This is a genomic window from Bdellovibrio sp. KM01, assembly GCF_013752535.1.
GTDB lineage: Bacteria > Bdellovibrionota > Bdellovibrionia > Bdellovibrionales > Bdellovibrionaceae > Bdellovibrio.
This window is the reverse complement of record NZ_CP058348.1, coordinates 3,360,119-3,377,712: the sequence shown is the minus strand read 5'-3', so window position 1 is coordinate 3,377,712 and position 17,594 is coordinate 3,360,119. Positions and strand designations below refer to the sequence as shown.

At 46.0% G+C, this 17,594-nt stretch carries 17 protein-coding genes; 8 read left to right on the top strand and 9 right to left on the bottom strand.

The features are described 5' to 3' along the window. The first annotated feature begins 147 nt into the window (after positions 1–147). The gene (locus HW988_RS16230; protein WP_181605210.1) at positions 148–1,350 is read left to right on the top strand and encodes a hypothetical protein; all 1,203 of its coding nucleotides are present in this window, start codon (positions 148–150) and stop codon (positions 1,348–1,350) included. 62 nt (positions 1,351–1,412) lie between these two features. On the opposite strand, the gene HW988_RS16225 is transcribed toward HW988_RS16230, so the two are convergent. Then, positions 1,413–1,928 (bottom strand): MarR family winged helix-turn-helix transcriptional regulator, encoded by a 516-nt coding sequence (locus tag HW988_RS16225; protein ID WP_181605209.1) that lies wholly within the window; start codon positions 1,926–1,928, stop codon positions 1,413–1,415. A 123-nt stretch (positions 1,929–2,051) separates the two neighbouring features. Here HW988_RS16225 and HW988_RS16220 point away from each other — a divergent pair, with 123 nt between their 5' ends. The 4 genes from HW988_RS16220 to HW988_RS16205 all read left to right on the top strand — a co-directional run bounded on the left by HW988_RS16220 (position 2,052) and on the right by HW988_RS16205 (position 8,203). Further along, complete coding sequence (locus tag HW988_RS16220) at positions 2,052–3,350, top strand: TolC family protein (protein WP_181605208.1); 1,299 nt, start codon at positions 2,052–2,054, stop codon at positions 3,348–3,350. 4 nt (positions 3,351–3,354) lie between these two features. Further along, entirely contained in the window at positions 3,355–4,215 is an 861-nt protein-coding gene (locus HW988_RS16215) for an HlyD family secretion protein (RefSeq protein WP_181605207.1), read from the top strand. A gap of 51 nt (positions 4,216–4,266) precedes the next feature. Further along, positions 4,267–5,817, top strand: coding sequence for a DHA2 family efflux MFS transporter permease subunit (locus tag HW988_RS16210; protein ID WP_181605206.1), 1,551 nt, complete (start codon positions 4,267–4,269; stop codon positions 5,815–5,817). 145 nt (positions 5,818–5,962) lie between these two features. After that, positions 5,963–8,203 (top strand): hypothetical protein, encoded by a 2,241-nt coding sequence (locus HW988_RS16205; protein ID WP_181605205.1) that lies wholly within the window; start codon positions 5,963–5,965, stop codon positions 8,201–8,203. A gap of 56 nt (positions 8,204–8,259) precedes the next feature. On the opposite strand, the gene HW988_RS16200 is transcribed toward HW988_RS16205, so the two are convergent. The 3 genes from HW988_RS16200 to map form a co-directional block, all read right to left on the bottom strand. Further along, complete coding sequence (locus tag HW988_RS16200; protein WP_181605204.1) at positions 8,260–8,658, bottom strand: hypothetical protein; 399 nt, start codon at positions 8,656–8,658, stop codon at positions 8,260–8,262. Positions 8,659–8,706: 48 nt separating this feature from the next. After that, positions 8,707–8,934, bottom strand: a complete 228-nt coding sequence (locus HW988_RS16195; RefSeq protein WP_181605203.1) for a hypothetical protein — start codon at positions 8,932–8,934, stop codon at positions 8,707–8,709. A 75-nt stretch (positions 8,935–9,009) separates the two neighbouring features. Next, the gene (gene map, locus HW988_RS16190) at positions 9,010–9,774 is read right to left on the bottom strand and encodes a type I methionyl aminopeptidase (protein WP_181605202.1); all 765 of its coding nucleotides are present in this window, start codon (positions 9,772–9,774) and stop codon (positions 9,010–9,012) included. A gap of 26 nt (positions 9,775–9,800) precedes the next feature. Between map and HW988_RS16185 the strand changes: the two genes are divergently transcribed. Then, positions 9,801–10,661: an NAD(P)H-hydrate dehydratase gene (locus HW988_RS16185; RefSeq protein ID WP_181605201.1), complete on the top strand. Its 861-nt coding sequence runs from the start codon at positions 9,801–9,803 to the stop codon at positions 10,659–10,661. Here the strand turns inward: HW988_RS16185 and HW988_RS16180 are convergent. After that, entirely contained in the window at positions 10,642–11,703 is a 1,062-nt protein-coding gene (locus HW988_RS16180) for a phosphodiesterase (RefSeq protein WP_220128763.1), read from the bottom strand. The genes HW988_RS16185 and HW988_RS16180 overlap by 20 nt on opposite strands. A 420-nt stretch (positions 11,704–12,123) precedes the next feature. Here HW988_RS16180 and HW988_RS16175 point away from each other — a divergent pair, with 420 nt between their 5' ends. After that, entirely contained in the window at positions 12,124–13,077 is a 954-nt protein-coding gene (locus HW988_RS16175; protein WP_181605199.1) for a hypothetical protein, read from the top strand. 324 nt (positions 13,078–13,401) lie between these two features. Here HW988_RS16175 and HW988_RS16170 read toward each other — a convergent pair whose 3' ends face one another. From HW988_RS16170 to HW988_RS16160, 3 genes are all read right to left on the bottom strand, one after another. Then, positions 13,402–13,989, bottom strand: a complete 588-nt coding sequence (locus HW988_RS16170; protein WP_181605198.1) for a CoA pyrophosphatase — start codon at positions 13,987–13,989, stop codon at positions 13,402–13,404. A gap of 68 nt (positions 13,990–14,057) precedes the next feature. Continuing rightward, positions 14,058–14,480 carry a hypothetical protein gene (locus HW988_RS16165; RefSeq protein ID WP_255490074.1) on the bottom strand — a complete coding sequence of 141 codons (423 nt, stop codon included), beginning with the start codon at positions 14,478–14,480 and terminating at the stop codon, positions 14,058–14,060. A gap of 98 nt (positions 14,481–14,578) precedes the next feature. After that, entirely contained in the window at positions 14,579–15,196 is a 618-nt protein-coding gene (locus HW988_RS16160; RefSeq protein WP_181607852.1) for a hemolysin III family protein, read from the bottom strand. A 104-nt stretch (positions 15,197–15,300) separates the two neighbouring features. Between HW988_RS16160 and HW988_RS16155 the strand changes: the two genes are divergently transcribed. Then, entirely contained in the window at positions 15,301–16,554 is a 1,254-nt protein-coding gene (locus HW988_RS16155) for a TCR/Tet family MFS transporter (protein WP_181605197.1), read from the top strand. On the opposite strand, the gene HW988_RS16150 is transcribed toward HW988_RS16155, so the two are convergent. Continuing rightward, positions 16,551–17,543 (bottom strand): alpha/beta fold hydrolase, encoded by a 993-nt coding sequence (locus tag HW988_RS16150; protein ID WP_181605196.1) that lies wholly within the window; start codon positions 17,541–17,543, stop codon positions 16,551–16,553. The two genes, HW988_RS16155 and HW988_RS16150, sit on opposite strands and share 4 nt — an antisense overlap. Between the last annotated feature and the right edge of the window lie 51 nt (positions 17,544–17,594).

Genomic DNA, 17,594 nt, shown 5'->3' with positions numbered 1-17,594 from the left:
ACTCCCTTTTTTGGTTACTTATCTATTATCGGATTTTGAAAGACGAGCTTGAGTCCTGGCTAACCCTTGGTCCAGTAGAGGTCTAGGTAAGGTCCAGTCTCGTCGGGGAGACCTTAAGTCCTAAGACCTAGATCCGATCTAGGAGGCATGACAAACACAAATACGACTAAAATCTTGTTGGCAGCTTTGATCACACTAACTATTAGCAACACAGCGTTTGCGATGGCGAAAAAGCCGGTAGACTCCGGTTCGGAGGACTCTCCTTCCACGTCACCTAGCCCAACGCCTTCTACTCCGACGACACCGGAACCTCCGGCAACGACGGGTTCAATTGTGCCGAAGGATTTCGATGTCTATACCGAAGTCGCGGGTCCTGTGGGTAAATTGGTGGATAGTATCTATCAAACCTACCGCGAGTTGATTCCAGAGCGCGATCAATCCATGGCATATAAAACAGACAATGCGGATATGAATCTGGATACTCGTTATCGTTTTGCAGATCGCATCGCTTATGCAATCGAACTTAAAATGAGTCCGTCCAAAGCGGGCTTGGGGTATGTGGGTTCTTCATATGGTATGAGCAGCACGGAAAGTTCTTACCTTGAAACGAGTTTGATCTCTCATCCTCTTTGTACAGTTTCTTCATCTACTTTGACGAAGACTTTGAACAGCGGAAAAGTACCGTCTTCAACAGTTATCAACAAGGTGAATACTTTTACCAATAAGATGAATGAGTACCGCAGAGGTGCTTTGAATGGCGACCGTACGTCTTTCGTGAAAGCTACGAAGCTTTGGACGAAGCTTATGATGTGTATGTCGTATACTGAATCTTTGACGACGGCAGATACATCAACGTCTGGGAAAGTTGCGACAAAGTATGCGCCATCAGGCTACCGTCGTCCAGCGGGCGTTCTTTTCTATGAAGACCCAGCTCAAGACGCGGCTTCAAGGCTCAACATCGGTCTTTTTCAATTCACTCCAACAGCAAGCGGTAACGTGCAAGCCTGTATCCGCGAGTGGAACAAACTTTATCCTAAGAACACGATCAGCACTTCAGCTTCTCAAGCGGAAATGATCCGAGTGTTGGGGAGTGCGATGCAAAGCTTTAATGCTTTCTGTGGAGCTGCGAAATTGACGGGGATGTTTGCGGTACAAGTAAATACTTCTAAATCAAGTAGTACTCATCCATCGAATTTGCAGTCCAATGGCAGCTTGAAACTTCCAACCGACCGTTGTGTAAGCCCGCACTTTGCTGCCGGCAAATCATACAATCACTTCGGTCCGTTGCAAAACTCGACAGGTTCTAACTTAAATGAGTTGATGAGCTGTACTCTGAATGGCGAATACTAATTGGTTCGACTTACCAACGAGTAGAGTGGAAATTAAAAAGCCCGATTTGCATCGGGCTTTTTTTATTTCATATTGAGCAGGCCTAGGTTTTGGGTCATTCGGGTGAGAAGGCTGTTGAGAACTTTCTTTTCTTCATCATTGAACTGACCAAAGAAAGCTCCGATGCCGCCATACCACTCTGGTGCGATTTCTTTCAGAACGCCTTCACCTTTATCAGTCAGTTTAATCACGAAAGAGCGACCATCTTTTTCATGAGTCGTTCGCTGCACTAACTGTGCTTTCTCAAGACTGTTAATTAGACCCGAAATCGTTGCTTGAGTTACGCCGACTTTCTGAGCAATCTCAGAAGGCATCAGACCTGCAGGCGCTTTACGAAGAATAACTAATAGTGTGTATCTGCCCGGGGATAAGTTCCAACGTGCAAAGAAGTTATCATATTTAGATTCAAGATCCGTCGCGACTTTTCTAAAGAGCAGGTGAGAGTAAAGTGAAGCGATATCAGCGGTTGGGCACAACTCTTTGGCATTCTGTTGCAGTTCTTCTTGTGACGGAATGGTTTGGATGAAAAGCTTAGCCATGCAGGCCTCCAATCGAGCGATTTTCATATTCAATGAGACATCCTTTGGGTGCCCATTGACAATTGTTAGTTACCTAACTAATATAATTAGGTGCCTAATAAAAATCAACAAAAATGGTGATACATGACAAAGATTAAAATGGCAGCCGCTCTAACAGCTCTCTTATGCGCTCCCACGGCAGCGCTCGCTGAATCTCTTTCACTCGCGGATTCTCTTAATCTCGCATCTGGCAACTCTCCGCAGGTAAAACGCGCGGAAGCGGCCAAAGATGAGGCAAGTTGGAAAAAAGTTGAAGCATACTCTCAATTTCTTCCTCGTGTGACTGTCGGTGGAACCCATTTGCTCGACAACAAGTTCATGGTTGAGCAAATGGATTTCGGTGGTGGACCGACTTCCATTGAATTGATTCAACCTTATACAATCTGGTCAGCACGTGCCGAGTGGTTGGTGTTTGACGGACTTGCGAACTATGATCGCTACAGCTCCATGAGTTACGGAGCAACGGCCGCAGAAAAAGAAGCCGATTGGGCAAAATTTCAAATCAACGAAGAAACCAAAGCGAAATTTTATAAGGCTCTTGCCGCAGTCGAACTTGAAAAGGTGGCGAACCAAAACGTAAAAACTTTGGAAGACCACTTGGACCGTGCCAAAGCTTTCCGTAAAAGTGGAGCAGGTACAAACTTTGACGTTCTGCGTGTCGAAGTTCAGTTGAATGAGGCTCAATCTGAAAAATTAAATTCTGAAGATAACACAATCCTGGCTCGCCAAAATCTTTTGATGAGTTTGGGAGTGGATGATACGGGCCAATCACTGACAGGTGTGTTGCCAGTTCCTGATGCGCAAAAAGTTGCCAGCTTGAATAAGCCTGCGAAAATTGAACGTCTGGATTATCAAGCAATGACGGATCGTGAAATCTCTGCGCACAAAGCGTGGCTTGCCGCTTACAAACACTGGGTGCCAAAATTCTCGGTCTTCGGTCAAGCCGACTATTATAACAATATCAGTAAAGGTTTAACCGACCAGGATTTCAACAATGCTTATTCTGTCGGTGTGAACATGACTTGGAATGTATTCGACGGTTTCGCTTCGTCAGCGCAAGCGGCTCAAGCAGATGCTCGCCAAGTACAAGCCCGCGAAAGTGTTCGTCAGGCCAAACTGAAAGATACATATGATTTTGATTTCTGGAAGCGTCGTTATTTGTACTCAGCTGCCTTGTATAAAGCCAAAACCGTCGACGTACAAAAGGCGCAAGAAAGCGTTCGCTTGGCGACAGAGTCCTTCAAAGCGGGAACTCGCACGAGTTCTGAAGTTTTGGATGCGGAACTGGATTTGTTCAGAGCGCGCGCAGGACTCGTAAATGCACAGGTAAGTGCAGCAGAAGCAATGATTAGTTTAGAATTGTCCCTCGGGAAGGAACTGTAATTTTATGACGAACATTAAGAATAAAAAGAAACAAATTATGATCGGTGTCGGAGCTGCTCTTGTAGTTGCGGGAGCGGTATTTGGATACTATGAGTGGTCCCACGTTTCTACTGACAATGCTCAGATTCAGGCTCACACCTTGATGCTCTCTTCGAAAGTTCCTGGAATCGTCGTGGAAGTGTTGGTTCAAGAAAATGATCCGGTGAAAGAAGGCCAGGTTCTGGCTCGTATCGATTCACAAGACTATAAAAACAATGTGAAGCAGGCCGAAGCCGACCTTGACGGTGTGAAGGCAAAACTTCACGATGCCGAAGCCAACTATAAACGTATGGCAGATCTTCTTCGTCAAAATGTGGTGTCTCGTGCACAGTATGATAATGCGGAAGCCGTGTTCCGCGAGTTGAGCAAAAAAGTTCAAGCCATTCAGGCGCAAGTTTCCACCGCTCAATTGAATGCAAGCTATACTGAAATCAAAGCTCCGACGGATGGTCGCATCGCGCGCAAATCTGTTGAGCCGGGCATGGTGATTCCTCCAGGACAGCCTTTGTTTGGTTTCGTGGAAAGCAGGTCACGTTGGGTGATCGCAAATTTTAAGGAAACTGAAATCACGCACATCGAAAAAGGCAAATACGTTAAAGTCGAAGTCGATGCGTTACCAGGTCAGGAATTTCATGGCGAAGTGGAAAGCCTAAGCCCCAGCACCGGTGCGGTGTTCTCTTTGCTTCCACCAGATAATGCCACGGGGAATTTCACGAAAGTGGTTCAACGTGTCCCGGTTAAGATCAAATTGAATGATCTGACACCGAAAGACATTGAAAAGCTGCAAGCAGGATTATCTGCCAACGTATCCGTAAAGGTTCGTTAATACCGAAAGGGGCCTGCTTCGATGCGATTGAAGCAGACCTAAGAGGTTTGTATGAATACCAAATCAAGACTGGTCATCCTCGTCGCTGTGATGGCCTCGCTGCTTGAAATTATCGATAGCTCCATTGTCAATGTGGCCTTACCCACGATGATGGGGAATCTGGGTGCAACGTTAGAAGACATCAGTATGGTTATCACAGGTTACGCGATCGCGAATGCGATCATCCTTCCTGTGTCCGCCTGGCTGGGGAATCGCGTGGGTCGTCGTAAGTATTTCTTAAGCTGTATTGGACTGTTCACGGCTACCTCCGTAGCCTGTGGATTTGCTCCAAATTTATATACTTTGATTTTCTTCCGTATCTTACAAGGCTTGGCAGGTGGGGCATTGCTACCAACTTCGCAAACTTTGATTTACGAACAATTCCCGAAAGAGAAAGCCGGAACTGCTGGCGCGATCTTTGGTATGTCCGTGATGATTGGTCCTACTTTAGGACCGACATTGGGTGGATGGCTGACAGATACTTTTGGTTGGAGATCGATCTTTAACGTGAATTTGCCACTGGGTCTGATTGCGATCGCAATTGGTTTGATGGCGATTGAAAATCCACCGTTTGCTACAGGCAACGAAGGCAAAAAGCCTTTCGACGTCTGGGGGTTGGTGCTGTTGGTTCTGGGAATTGGCAGTCTGCAGTACATGCTTGAGCGCGGAGAATCCAACGACTGGTTTGATTCCAAGCTTATTATTTTCTGCGGCATTATGACGGCGGTGTCTTTGCCACTGTTCGTATGGTGGGAAACTCGCGTGAAATCGCCAATCATGAATGTGCGTTTGTTCTTGAACGGAATCGTGGCAAATGGCGCAGCCTTGCAGGGGATCTTAGGTTTCTTCCTTTATGGATTGGTTTTTATCCTGCCAGTGTTCGTGGGACAGACTTTCCACTATGATGCCACTCAGACGGGGATGCTTTTTATTCCGGGTTCAATCCTGACGGCCTTGATGATGCCCTTTATTGGTAAAATGCTGGGTAAAGGAATCAATCCGAAATATCTGATCGCCGTCGGTTTCTTGGGTGTCATGACTTCGATCTTTATGTTCACCAAACTTTCGCCGCTTTCCTCGAAAAGCGACGTATTGATGGGGCTCTATGTTCGTGGACTTGCGATGGCGTTCCTTTTTGTTCCGATCAACTCTTCGATCTTGTCTCAGTTTAATGGGATCACCATGGGAGAAGTGTCTGGTATCTTAAATCTCTTCCGTCAAATCGGGGGCAGTATGGGTATCGCTTTCATCGGTACGATGATGACCAAGGTTGGAAAACAGCATTACGCTGATATGGCTCCGCATGTGTCGTTATTAGACTATAATACTTGGTCGGCCTATAACGCTGCCAAGTCCGGCACACACATGAGTCATTCGATGGGTATGGCCACCCAAGCGGAACTTGCCATTCGTTCTTTGTATGGACGCGTGCAATCTCAAGTGTTCATGCTGACCTTCCAGGAGATCATGTTCATCATGATGACGGTGGTGGTGCTTGCATTTATCCCTTTATATCTATTGAAGTTCAAAAACAAGACCGTCAAAGTTGTGGACGCTCACTAATCGATCCTGCGTAAGTTAACAAAAGATGTGTCTCAATAGTGATCTCATGTAACCACATGGAACTTTTCGGGGTCACTAATTCGCCAATAAAATCAAGAAACCCCGGTGAGAATCCGAATAAAGGAAACACTATCCGGGGGGATTGATGAACAACCGAACTAAACGACTCTTGTCGACCACGGCTCTATTTGCCGTTCTTAGCGTGGGCTACCAGAATTGTGCTGAAAATGTTAATTTCGGATTGTCTCAAGAAGAGATGGCCAGCCAAGGCGCCGGCATGGGAGCAAATTCCATTTTATTAAATGGTGGTGCTCAGTTCACAACCGACAGTGCTGTGACGGTGAATATCGCCTCAGAGAACGCTACAGATGTTTATCTAACAAATGATTCGTCTTGTACTTCAGGCGGTTCTTGGGAACCGATGAAGACATCAAAAATCTGGGCTCTGCAAAGTCAGAATGCTTTAAACCATGTCTATGCGAAATTTAAAAAAGCGACCAAGCTGACGGACTTCTATTCTGATTGCGTGTCCGCTTCTATCGTTCATGACGACATTGCTCCTGCTGTTGTATTGACTCAAAATCCTGCTTCCATGGTGAACACGACTGCAGTGACGTTTGGTATGCGCATCAATGATGACTTAAGCGGTCTCGACAGATTCGAATGTTTGCTGGTGGGTGAGAAAGATTTCTCAAGCTGCAGTGATATCAAAAATTATAGCAAAACGACTGAAGGCCAAAATCGCTTTCAAGTCCGCGCGATCGATCGTGCTGGCAATCGCTCTGCGACAGTGGAGTATGGCTGGTTGTTAGATACAACTCCTCCAGTGGTGGCCATTACTAATAAACCAGATGCGGTCTCGGCTTCCAGCCAGGCTGTCTTTAACTTTACAGCTTCTGATAGCGGTGCAGGTCTTGCGCAAACTCAGTGTGCAATTGATGGTGGCAGCTTTGTGACTTGTACTTCACCAGCGGTTTATTCAAATCTGCTTGAAGGGACTCACGCGTTTTCGGTGCAAGCCGTTGATAAAGTGGGTAACGTATCAGTTCCACTTAGCTACACGTGGAAAAGCCAGGGAAGTTCGACCAATGATTTCTCGATCATCGGTATCACGGGTGGTAACGACACGATCAAAGATACTTATTTAGGTAGCATCTTGCAGCCGACAGTTCACTGGACGGCTTCAGCGGGTGCTTCTTATTACCGTGTATCTATTGTAGCCGATGCCGTAGCATCTATGGTGGTATGTCCCGAGGTGCAAGTATCGGCGACTTCCGTGGCACTTAGCTCTTGTACACTAAAAGACGGTGTCACTTATTACGCTCGGGTGGCTGCTTATACAGCTGCAGGCGCGATCAAGGTGGCTCCGCTATATAAATTCCTGGTCGATGTTTCAGCGCCAGTTATTACTATCAGTGCTCCGGCAATGTCTGAAGATCAAAAAACAGCTGTGTTCTCTCCGTTCTCGATTGTGGACTCCATTTCGGGAATTGATGCTGCCAGCTGCGTTCGTACTTTCGGTGCGACTTCTGAATCCGTGGCAAGCTGTCAGTCTTTGACTAAGATCACGTTCAGTAACCTGGTTACAGGTGATCACGTGATGACAGTCACTGCGAAAGACAAAGCAGGTAACTCGGCTTCGAAAGTTGTGAATTTTACAGCTAAGAAAATCGTGTGTGATCCGTTCTCTGCAAGTGGCATCTCTTGTCGTCAGGGTTGGAAAGGTAATATCTTCTATTTCCCAGGGACGACTTCGGGTTGGACTTCATTGGCTAAATACTTTAGCGAAGGTGTTGATGCTGGTGTAATCCTTTATATGTCTAAAATCTTTGTTCCCGTTCGCACATTCTCTAACGGCTTCCCAACAACTGATGGAGAGCTCGTTAAAAAGAAAGCTGCCGACGGTGGTGCGAATCTGGTGGAATGGTTCGCTTTACGCCTGGGCACTATTTTGAAGCTGGGAGCTTCGGATTCAGCGGGTTATTATCAATTCGCATTGATTTCGGATGACGGTTCTAAATTGTATGTGGCTCCAGCAGCTGGTGGAACTTATGCGACTGTGATTGATAATGACAACGCTCACAGTGCGACGATGAAGTGTTCGACGTCAGCGATTTATATGGATTCTAAATCCAGAATGCCTGCGAAGCTTGAATACTTCCAAGGGCCTCGTTATCACATTGCGGTGACTTTGATGTACCGTAAGGTATCGAGCGCTGCTCCAGCGGTTTCGGCACCGTGTGGATCAGTTGATTCGAATTTCTATGGATCGATTGATAATACGAGTGGCGATTATACAGGGTCTAAATATCAAAGTGCCCTGGATGATGGCTGGAAACCAATGTCGACGGATAACTTCTTGCTCGATGAAACGATTGGTAACTAATAAAAAAGGGAAGCGAAAGCTTCCCTTTTTTATTTTCTGCTTTAAAAAATCAAAAACTATTCAACAGTCATTACGTTTACAGTCAAACGACCGTGAGCTGTAAGACCTTTGTTCAAGCAAGCACGTGCTGTTTCGAAATCGATAGCTTCTTTGTTTGTACCGAAACCGATCATCATGTTGCCATTGCCTACTTCAGCGCGAACTATGCATGTGTCGTCTTTGTAGTTGATAGGTGCGTTTTTACCAAGAGGCATTTCAACTGCCGCTTTAGTGTACTTGATCACGCAATAGAACATAGGTTGTTGCTTGTCTGTTTTGTCGATCATGTTTTTAACACAAAGATCGTAAGGAGATGGGATTTCGCGTTCAACCAAGATCACGTTACCCAATTTGCGATCTGCTGCTTTTGCAGAGAACGCCACCAATGTTGCAAGTAGTGCGATAAATAATTTCATGAAGCCTCCTGTGGCTATTAATTCGCCAGATAGGCTTTCACCTTTTGTTTAAAGTTTATAGCGTTTCGGCGGTGTGCTATCCGATTTTTCCTGAATCGCACCTCGAGTCCAACTGTAGGCTTGGTAGCCCACCCAGGCAAAGAGCAGCAGAGAAGAGATCAGAACCGCATTGGGCAGCATGACCCGCATCGGGCCCGCGGCATCCATCATCGACAACGTCCAAATCCATAAAACTTGAAAGGTGATCAGTACTGCAAACCAAACCCCGCGTTTCATTTTCCCCTCCTGGTCAAAAACTCAGGCTAAAGGTGTAAAGACAATGTCCGCAAGACAATGGGTTAAAGCTTGTGATTAAACAGGGTCGGGAATTGTCAGGATCAGCGCACGATCCTTTAAAACCACCATCGTGTGTTCGAATTGAGCCGTACGATGTTCAGGGGAGGAAGTCACCAAAGTCCATTTATCACCCTTTACCTCGTCGACATAGTGAGCACCCGTGGAGAGGAATGGCTCGATCGTGATCACATGGCCTTCTTTCAGGCGACGATCATCTTTGCTGTCGAAATAACCGGGGATAAATTCTGGAGCTTCATGAAGGGATTTTCCCACGCCATGGCTGCCCAGGTTTTCAATGATGGTATAACCATATTCATCTGCGATCTGTTCGACACGTTGGCCGATGGTATTTAATTTGATTCCCGCTTTAACGCCAGCGATGGCATTTTCCAAAGCTTTCTTTGTGGCTTCCAACAGACGCACATCTTCTGGACGGCCCGGGGGCACAGTAAAGGAACCACCGTTATCCGCGAAAAAACCATTCAGTTCAGCGGAAACATCAATGTTAATCAAATCACCAGCTCTGATGATTTTTTTGTCGGAGGGCACGCCGTGAGCGGCTTCATGATTCAGGCTGATGCAAGTATGGCCTGGGAAATCGTAAACCAGAATAGGACCCGACCGAGCACCATATTTTGCCAGATAAGCCCCACCCAATTCGTCCAACTCTTTCGTGGTCATACCGGGTTCAACTTGTCTGGACATATATTGAAGACAATTGGCAACGACCTTGCCAATTTTTTTAAGTCCTTCTAATTCTGCTTCAGTCTTTACGATCATGGTAGAGAGGTTATACACTGGTTTTAATGAAAATCTCCACAAGTTCTGTCAGAATTTTGCGAAAACCCGGAGCTGCGAATCTTTTACCGTCGGTATCGGAAAAGGATAATAAAAGCAGTCGGGGGAAAAGCCTGATCTTAGCGGGAAGTCGCGAATATCCTGGAGCAGGTGTTTTGGCGTCCAAGGCAGCTTTAAGAATGGGAAGTGGTTACGTTATTTTAGCGCAGCCCGATCTTGCCGTTTCCGCCTGGGATCATCCTGATTTTTTATTAAAAGATCTATCTCGTGAATCGTGGCAAGACATCGAACATCAGGCCATTCTGGTGGGGCCCGGATTTGGCGTGAACTCCTTCACTGCAAAAGTTATCCGTGAAATGATCAAGGCACAAGAAACCCATGTCATTCTGGATGCTGATGCCCTGACCGTTTGTGCCGAGGAAAAAATATTCCCTTTACCTCCCTCCTGGATCGTAACTCCTCACACGGGGGAGCTTTCGCGATTGATCGGGAAATCGTCCCAAGAAATTAATAAAGAACGCCTGAGCGCCGTCAAAGCAGCTCAAGCGAAATTAGGCTGTGTGGTTTTACTCAAAGGTCATCGAACTTTGGTAGCAACGGCGAATGAAATCGCGACGATTGGCACGGGCAATTCCGCTTTGGCAAAGTCCGGAACGGGGGATGTTCTGGCAGGAATTATGACGGCACTGCGAGCCCAAAATCTGAATGCACCCGAAGCAGCCCTCTTGGCTGCTTATATTCACGGTGCCACAGCGAATCTATGGGTGGCTCGACGTAAGGATCCTCTTTCCATGATGGCATCAGATGTGATCGATCTTATTCCTGATGTTCTGTTTCAGTTGCGCAAACTTAAAAACGCTTCACTGTAGCTTGGTGTGAAAATTCAATTTTGTTTCGCGCGTTGATGGACTTGGCTTTGATCTGCATTCCGTTTTTAACCGGGCTGCTTTCGATGATCAGAAAATTGTGGTGCCAGGTGAAAACCTCTCGGCGCGGATTTTTATAGAGCCATTTCACTGGGAAATTCATGCTGTGAATGCCACTCGAGGTGTATTCATAGGTGCGATAACCCAGGTATTTCGGATCCACACTCATGATTTCGCTAAAGTGCACATCCCCGGAGCCAAAAACGATCGGCGCCTTGCAGTTACGAAGTTTGGTTAGAACGTCGGTAAAGTTTTTCCCGAAATCTTTCAGAAATGACTCCTGTTTAAAGTAGTTTCCGAAAAACTGACTGCCATTGAAGATCCAGGCTGGTTTGGAATTTTGGCAGATATTATCGACCAATTGTTCCTGTTGTTCTTTACCCCACATCATTCCGCCACATTGAGCTTCATCGCGGAAATACCGGTCATCCATGAAATAGAACCGCTGTCCAAAGGCATTCAGCTGCGAACCGACACCCATGGTGTTTTTAAATCCATCGGTATCGCGACTGCCGAAAAAAAGATGGAACATCTTTTTGGTGGCTGTTTTTAAACCGAAAGATTTGCAGACATTGTCGCGACCGTAATCATGATCATCCCACACAGCAAGAGTAGGAATTAAGTTGGGTTGGCGGAAGTGACGCAGGCGAAAGCGTGTTTCGCAGTATCTTCTCCAGATATCCGCCTCGGTGGTCGGACAGCCAAAGTCTGCATATACGGCGTCGCCAATTAAGAAAATCATGTCAGGTCTTTGTGCGAACAAATGGTCCCACATGACACGTGCATGAGTTTTATAAAAGTCACAAGCACAGCTGACCAATGCGAAACGTGCTTTGTTTTTTGCTGATAGCTTGAGACTTTTAAAAATCCTTTCGTCCAAGACGGTGCCACGATCTTGATCCACCACTTGCAGATAGTAGGTGAGATGAGGTTCCAGTCCGGTGATGGAAATTCGATCAATGCCTTGATGATAACCTGCTCTCATTTCCCTAGCTTGTATCTGAAAGTTCACATTGCGCCCTTGGGAATCGAATACTTTGTATCCGTAAGGGTTGCCGTATTCGGTCAACACGGAGATTTGCGTCGAATGGGCGTTCGTCATGTGCTGACAGATAGGGATTTGTCCGGAAAATCCGGTAGCTGCCTCTGCGACACCCCCTAAAAGAGGAGAATTGAGCGCAGAATAGCCTATAATCGAGCTGGCCGATAATTGTAGGAAACCTCGTCGCGAGGTTTTCATTGATGCCTCTTTTGTTTGTCCTAATAGGAGATCAGGAATGCCCGATTCAGGGCAATGGCTTCCGCTAAAAAGCAGGTACTTTTTCCATAAATTTTCTCCTAACAAAAACCCAACTATCTTTTTGTGCCTGGAACCGTTAAAAGCTTCAAAATCACAGGAGATTTCATGCGCAAAGCACTTTTGGCCTCGGCCCTTTTAGGACTGTCGATCAATGCCTTTGGACAAACTTCCAAACTGTCTCTTCCGACTTCATCAACTGATACGGCGCCAACGGCTCAAACATCAGTTTTGAAACAAGGAAATGTTATCAACAAAAAATTTGAAGAAGATAAAGACATCACAGATGCGCGCATGAAAGCAGACTCTGGTTCATTATCGAAATACTCTTTGAAATTCAGCTTAAGCTTCTCTGGTCCTCCAGTGGGTGAGCCGGGCAGCCGTTACCAACCAAATCCAGACGGGGGTATCTGTGCTTGCGATACTTCTTTTGGTGGTTCTATAGGTACACGTTATCGTTTCGATTCTAAGAGTGCTTTGTCTCTTGGAACCGGCGTGAACATGCTGACTCCATTCCACAGCGATACTCGTCGCTATGAAACTAAAAATCCATATATCGGTTACGATCGCACAGCACGTGTTGGCGATGTTCAAATGCGTAATGGCGTTAGCGCGACTTACGTAACAAACCAAGCTTACCGTGATATCGGTGAGTACGCGGGAATCGGTTACGATGCTTCTGTGATTTACAACTTTGGCGCAACTGGGTTTGCTGCTGGTATCGACGGTTCTGTGAATTATTATTTGTTTGACCGCGGTCCCGATTTCTCGAACAAAAAAGAACTTAAAACGGGTCGTTATTCTTTGGGTTTGTACCCTCAGGTTAAATACAATTTCACTGATAAATTCAGTATGAACAGTTCCGTGGCGTTGAACTTCAATAACCCACGTGGAACTGAAGACTATGCAACTTTGTGGAACAGAACTCTGACATCTCGTTTGGGTTTTGGCTATGCAGTGACTCGTGACGTGTATTTCGCACCTTACGTCAGCTTCTTCCCGAAGGATATCTCTGACGATAATACGACTTTGAATTTCGCGACGACGTTCTCGATTCTATAATCCCGGGTCCCAATAAAAAGGGCTTTAAAAAAAATCCTGCGTCAAAAAACAAAAAACCAGAACGAACGCGTTCTGGTTTTTTTAATTTATCTTCCCAATTTTTACTAGGCTGGGAGGATGCTAGCTAGGGTGGCCCAGTCTCCTGGTGTGCAGTCAATTCACGAATCTCCGTTGTTAAGATGTGTTCGTGACGTACTACATGCGTTCTAGCCATTCAAGGCTCCTTTCGCTCCCCACTCGTAGTGGGCTGATATCATACCTATCGGCTGGACCTTTGGAGAGTTGAGGGCAATTTTGCAGATTTTTTAAATTTTCCGACGATTCTCAAAATGAGATGCGAGCTTTTAGTCTATTCAGCAAATCCTGTGTGATCATATAAGACAATCCCCACAGTGGAATTTCACGGTTCAAAGAAATCGCCGGCAATTCCATCCGCAGCTGTTCGCGCATCAGCTCATACGAAATGCTGCGCTCTGGATTTACCAGATCTTTTAAAGGTACCCAGAAGAAATCAGCCACCTCGTTATGATCCAGGCGCACTTCAAAATCCCTCTCAGTATAAAACACAAAGGGACGAATAAAGAATTCCAGGAGGGCGCCGGCTTTACGGGCTTGAATATCATCCAGGCGACCAATCATTTCTTCAGGAGTTAAAATAATTCCCACTTCTTCTTGTGTCTCACGAAGAGCCGTTGCCAAAGCCGAAGTGTCCCATTCCTCTCTTTTGCCTCCAGGGAAGGCAATTTGTCCTGACCAACGATCCAAAGGATGAATCGCTCGCTGAATATAACCAATTTGTAGATCATCAGGGGACCCGCGCAGGATAAGCGAAACACACGCATAGTTTTTCAAACTTTGCGATAAATCCAGGGGATTGGTATTGATGAAGAGTTGTGAGAGTTCTTTATGCAAAACAAAATCCTTGTGTCCTGATTAGGATAACACAAGGATTTTGTAATTACGACTGGTCTTCGTTCTGGTTAACGGCAGGAACGGCGAGAAACAGTTTCGCTTTGAGAGGTGCTAGAAACAATCTTGCATTCACTATAGCGACGGTTGCAGGCTCTTAAAGCTTCGCGTTCAGCTTCATAACGAGTGTCCCCACGGGATTCAATTGTCATTTTATAACCGCGATAGTCGACACCTTCGGCTTTAGTTGCATAATAGTTTGCAGAGCAAGTTTCAGTACAGCTGCCATGTTTTTTTAGGCAGGAGTGACAGTCCGAGTGACCACCCCAATGTTCTTCCCAACCTTTATCAGTGGCACTGCAGGTAACGTTTGGTCCACCCCAGCCGCCGCGGCCACCACGATCGCGACCCGATCCAAACATATCGTCAAAGTGACCTGCAAGAGATGTTGCCGCCATCAAAGTAACAAAGAAGAATCCCAATAGTGATTTCATTTTTCCCCTCCGGAAGTGGTTTTGTTTGCCGATGCATTTCGGCCCCGAAGAGAAGCTATTTCAAATGTGATGCCAGAATTTTCAGAGTCAAAAAGACCCTAAACCAGATAGTAAAGAATGCAGAAATACTGACTAATGCTGCCCGCCATAACGAACAGATGCCAGATGCCATGGAAGTGCTTCACTTTTTCATCGTATAAAAAGAATGCGATCCCACCGGTATACAAAATGCCACCGGTGGTTAATAAAACCATTCCGCGAGGATCTAAATTCTGGGTAAGTGGTTTCATCGCAACAACTATCAACCATCCCATCACAACATAAATAATCATCGACGGAATGCGCGTGCGGTGGGCCAGTGTCAGCTCCAAAATTATGCCGATAACCGCTAACGACCAATTGATCCCAAACAACCACCAACCCCAAGGACCATGCAGAGTGATCAACGTGAACGGCGTGTAAGTTCCTGCAATCAATAAATAGATCGCCATGTGATCGAGCTTTTGCAAAATCTTTTTCGCCCGGCCCTGGAAGGAATGATAAAGAGTGGAGATCGTATATAGCAAAACCAACATGCCACCATAAACACTGGTGCTGACGATTTTCAAAAGATCACCTTGAACACTCGCAAGAGTTACGAGAACAGAGGTTCCTGCGACAGCCATCACGGCGCCAATCAAGTGGCTGATACTGTTAAAGCGTTCTCCGTGATAAATAGGAACCTCCGATTAAAACATTCTATCACAGGCACCATGCATTTCGCACTTGTGAAAGCCAAGTAATAAAAGAATAATTACTCAAATACTAGATTGAGAACTTTATGAAAAAGACATCATCAGCCAGTGTACGTTTTATTTTTGCTACCATCTTTCTGGATGCGTTGGGGATTGGAGTTTTAATTCCAGTTTTTCCAGATGTGATTCGCAGATTTGGACACGATCCCTCTTTTGTAAATCATTACTATGGTTACTTCATCTCTGTGTATGCACTTATGCAGTTCTTGGCGTCTCCTATATTGGGCTCACTTTCTGACCGGTTTGGTCGTAGACCCGTCCTTTTGGTCTCGCTCCTGGGCGCAGGGCTCGATTATCTTTTAATGGCATTTGCGCCGACCCTTGGCATTTTGTTTGCGGGCCGGATCATCTCGGGACTAACGGGCGCGAGTATGACGGTTGCAAGTTCTTATATGGCCGATATTTCTGACGACTCAAATCGTTCGGCAAATTTTGGAATGATTGGTGCCGCTTTTGGTTTAGGGTTTATCGTGGGTCCTGGTCTGGGTGGGATTTTGGGACACTATGGCCATCAGGCTCCATTCATCGCGGCAGCAGTTTTCAATCTTTTAAATTTTGCCTTTGGATATTTCATTCTGCCTGAATCTTTGGATCAAGCTCATCGCCGAAAAATGACATTAAGTCGATTGAATCCCTTTCAATCTTTGGCCCGTGTTCTCTTTAAACCGGGCATGAGAATTCTAGTGTGGATCTATTTCTTGCTGTATCTTGCGGGGCAATCGCATCCAAGTATTTGGACCTTGTACACGCAATACAAATTCAATTGGTCGACCTTCGAGGTCGGTCTTTCCCTTTCTTTCGTGGGTATCACCGTCGCCTTTGTTCAAGGGTACCTTACGCGTTTAATCGTTCCGAAGTGGGGAGAAATGAAAGCTCTCAATATCGGAATCATTTTCGGCATTCTGGCTTATGCAGGTTATGCCTTTTCAACCCAAGGCTGGATGTTGTATGCGGTCCTCGCATTAACCTGCTTGAACGGCATCACGGGCCCGGCTTCAATGTCTTTGATCTCGAAAGACACTCCACCGCAAGAGCAGGGAGAGCTTCAAGGCACTTTGATCTCCATTGCCAGTCTGACCTCGATCATCGGACCCTTGATTTATACAGATGTCTTCGCACGTTTTTCTGGGGATCAAGCGGCAGTCCACTTTCCAGGATCGGCATATTTCCTGGCGGCGATGTTTAGCTTGGTGTCGTGGATATTATTTGGATTGTATCCGCGTTTTCACAAGGTCACGAATACATCGGGCTCAGTTCCACCAAGTCCGATGGTGCACTAAAGAATGGTTTGAAGGTATTTAGGTAAATCCAGCTCCGCTTGGGGATGGGCTTTCAAAACTGAGGCATGATCCCCGGGAAAACGGGGATAGTGTTTTTCCAAAAGACGAGACACATCAGCGGCGGTAATTTTTTGATGTTCGTGCAAAGCCGAAAGCTCATTCACGAAACCCGGATACTGTGATGACGTGGAAATTGCATTCCAGAAATTCATCTCGTACAAAGAACCTTTCATCGGCGTGTTGTCAGTAAATAGACTGGCGATCTTAGCCGGCAAGCGATTAATTGGCGCCTCGCTGTGATCCAGAGCCTGAGTTCCATGTTGGGCAAAATAAAGCTCCATGCTGAACTGTTCCGGCCAAGAAACGCTATAAAGATTTTGAAAGAAGTCAGAACAAGAACGCATGTCCGTCAAAGCGGCAGGCATAAAATATTCCACCATCTCGTCCAAATTTGCGCCTTTGTGCTTGCAGTTGATAGAAGACCCACCTTGCCAAGGTGAATCCACACTGATCACGCGAATCTCAGGCAAGAGCTCGGTGTGACCTGCGCGAGAAAGAGTATTCAAAGTTTCCCGTGCAATCAGGCCCCCCATGCTATGAGCAATGATGGTGATGCGTGAGACTTTCAATTTCAAAAGACTTAAAGCCAAATCCCCGGCAGATCTTTTTAATGAGCGATGCAAGTCATCGTAAGCAAAATAGTACAGCTGATAATCCGTGAATTTAGGCGTATTCAAAAGTAATTGCGTGAAGTTTTTAATGGAACCCTGACGGCCATGGATGAAGACCAAAGGTTCAGCCTCTAAACCCGCTTCAGAAATCTGATTCATCGGCGCCAGAGGTACCAGGCGGCCCTCATAACGAGGTCCTAAAAGTTTTCGTTCATCTTTTGGAGTGAAAGGAACAATCTCTTGCGCATGTCCTGGAGAAGTCTGGAACAGGCTAAGAGAAGAGAGTAAAACTGAAAGTGGCACCGATAGTGTTTTCATCGATGCTACTTTAAGGTTTTTAAGGGCAGGATAGGAGTTAAAAATTTCTAA

Bases quoted from the DNA above. Each gene is read 5' to 3' on its own strand.
- HW988_RS16230 (WP_181605210.1), top strand. From the start codon at position 148: ATGACAAACACAAATACGACTAAAATCTTGTTGGCAGCTTTGATCACA.
- HW988_RS16225 (WP_181605209.1), bottom strand. From the start codon at position 1,928: ATGGCTAAGCTTTTCATCCAAACCATTCCGTCACAAGAAGAACTGCAA.
- HW988_RS16220 (WP_181605208.1), top strand. From the start codon at position 2,052: ATGACAAAGATTAAAATGGCAGCCGCTCTAACAGCTCTCTTATGCGCT.
- HW988_RS16215 (WP_181605207.1), top strand. From the start codon at position 3,355: ATGACGAACATTAAGAATAAAAAGAAACAAATTATGATCGGTGTCGGA.
- HW988_RS16210 (WP_181605206.1), top strand. From the start codon at position 4,267: ATGAATACCAAATCAAGACTGGTCATCCTCGTCGCTGTGATGGCCTCG.
- HW988_RS16205 (WP_181605205.1), top strand. From the start codon at position 5,963: ATGAACAACCGAACTAAACGACTCTTGTCGACCACGGCTCTATTTGCC.
- HW988_RS16200 (WP_181605204.1), bottom strand. From the start codon at position 8,658: ATGAAATTATTTATCGCACTACTTGCAACATTGGTGGCGTTCTCTGCA.
- HW988_RS16195 (WP_181605203.1), bottom strand. From the start codon at position 8,934: ATGAAACGCGGGGTTTGGTTTGCAGTACTGATCACCTTTCAAGTTTTA.
- map (WP_181605202.1), bottom strand. From the start codon at position 9,774: ATGATCGTAAAGACTGAAGCAGAATTAGAAGGACTTAAAAAAATTGGC.
- HW988_RS16185 (WP_181605201.1), top strand. From the start codon at position 9,801: ATGAAAATCTCCACAAGTTCTGTCAGAATTTTGCGAAAACCCGGAGCT.
- HW988_RS16180 (WP_220128763.1), bottom strand. From the start codon at position 11,703: ATGAGAGCAGGTTATCATCAAGGCATTGATCGAATTTCCATCACCGGA.
- HW988_RS16175 (WP_181605199.1), top strand. From the start codon at position 12,124: ATGCGCAAAGCACTTTTGGCCTCGGCCCTTTTAGGACTGTCGATCAAT.
- HW988_RS16165 (WP_255490074.1), bottom strand. From the start codon at position 14,480: ATGAAATCACTATTGGGATTCTTCTTTGTTACTTTGATGGCGGCAACA.
- HW988_RS16155 (WP_181605197.1), top strand. From the start codon at position 15,301: ATGAAAAAGACATCATCAGCCAGTGTACGTTTTATTTTTGCTACCATC.
- HW988_RS16150 (WP_181605196.1), bottom strand. From the start codon at position 17,543: ATGAAAACACTATCGGTGCCACTTTCAGTTTTACTCTCTTCTCTTAGC.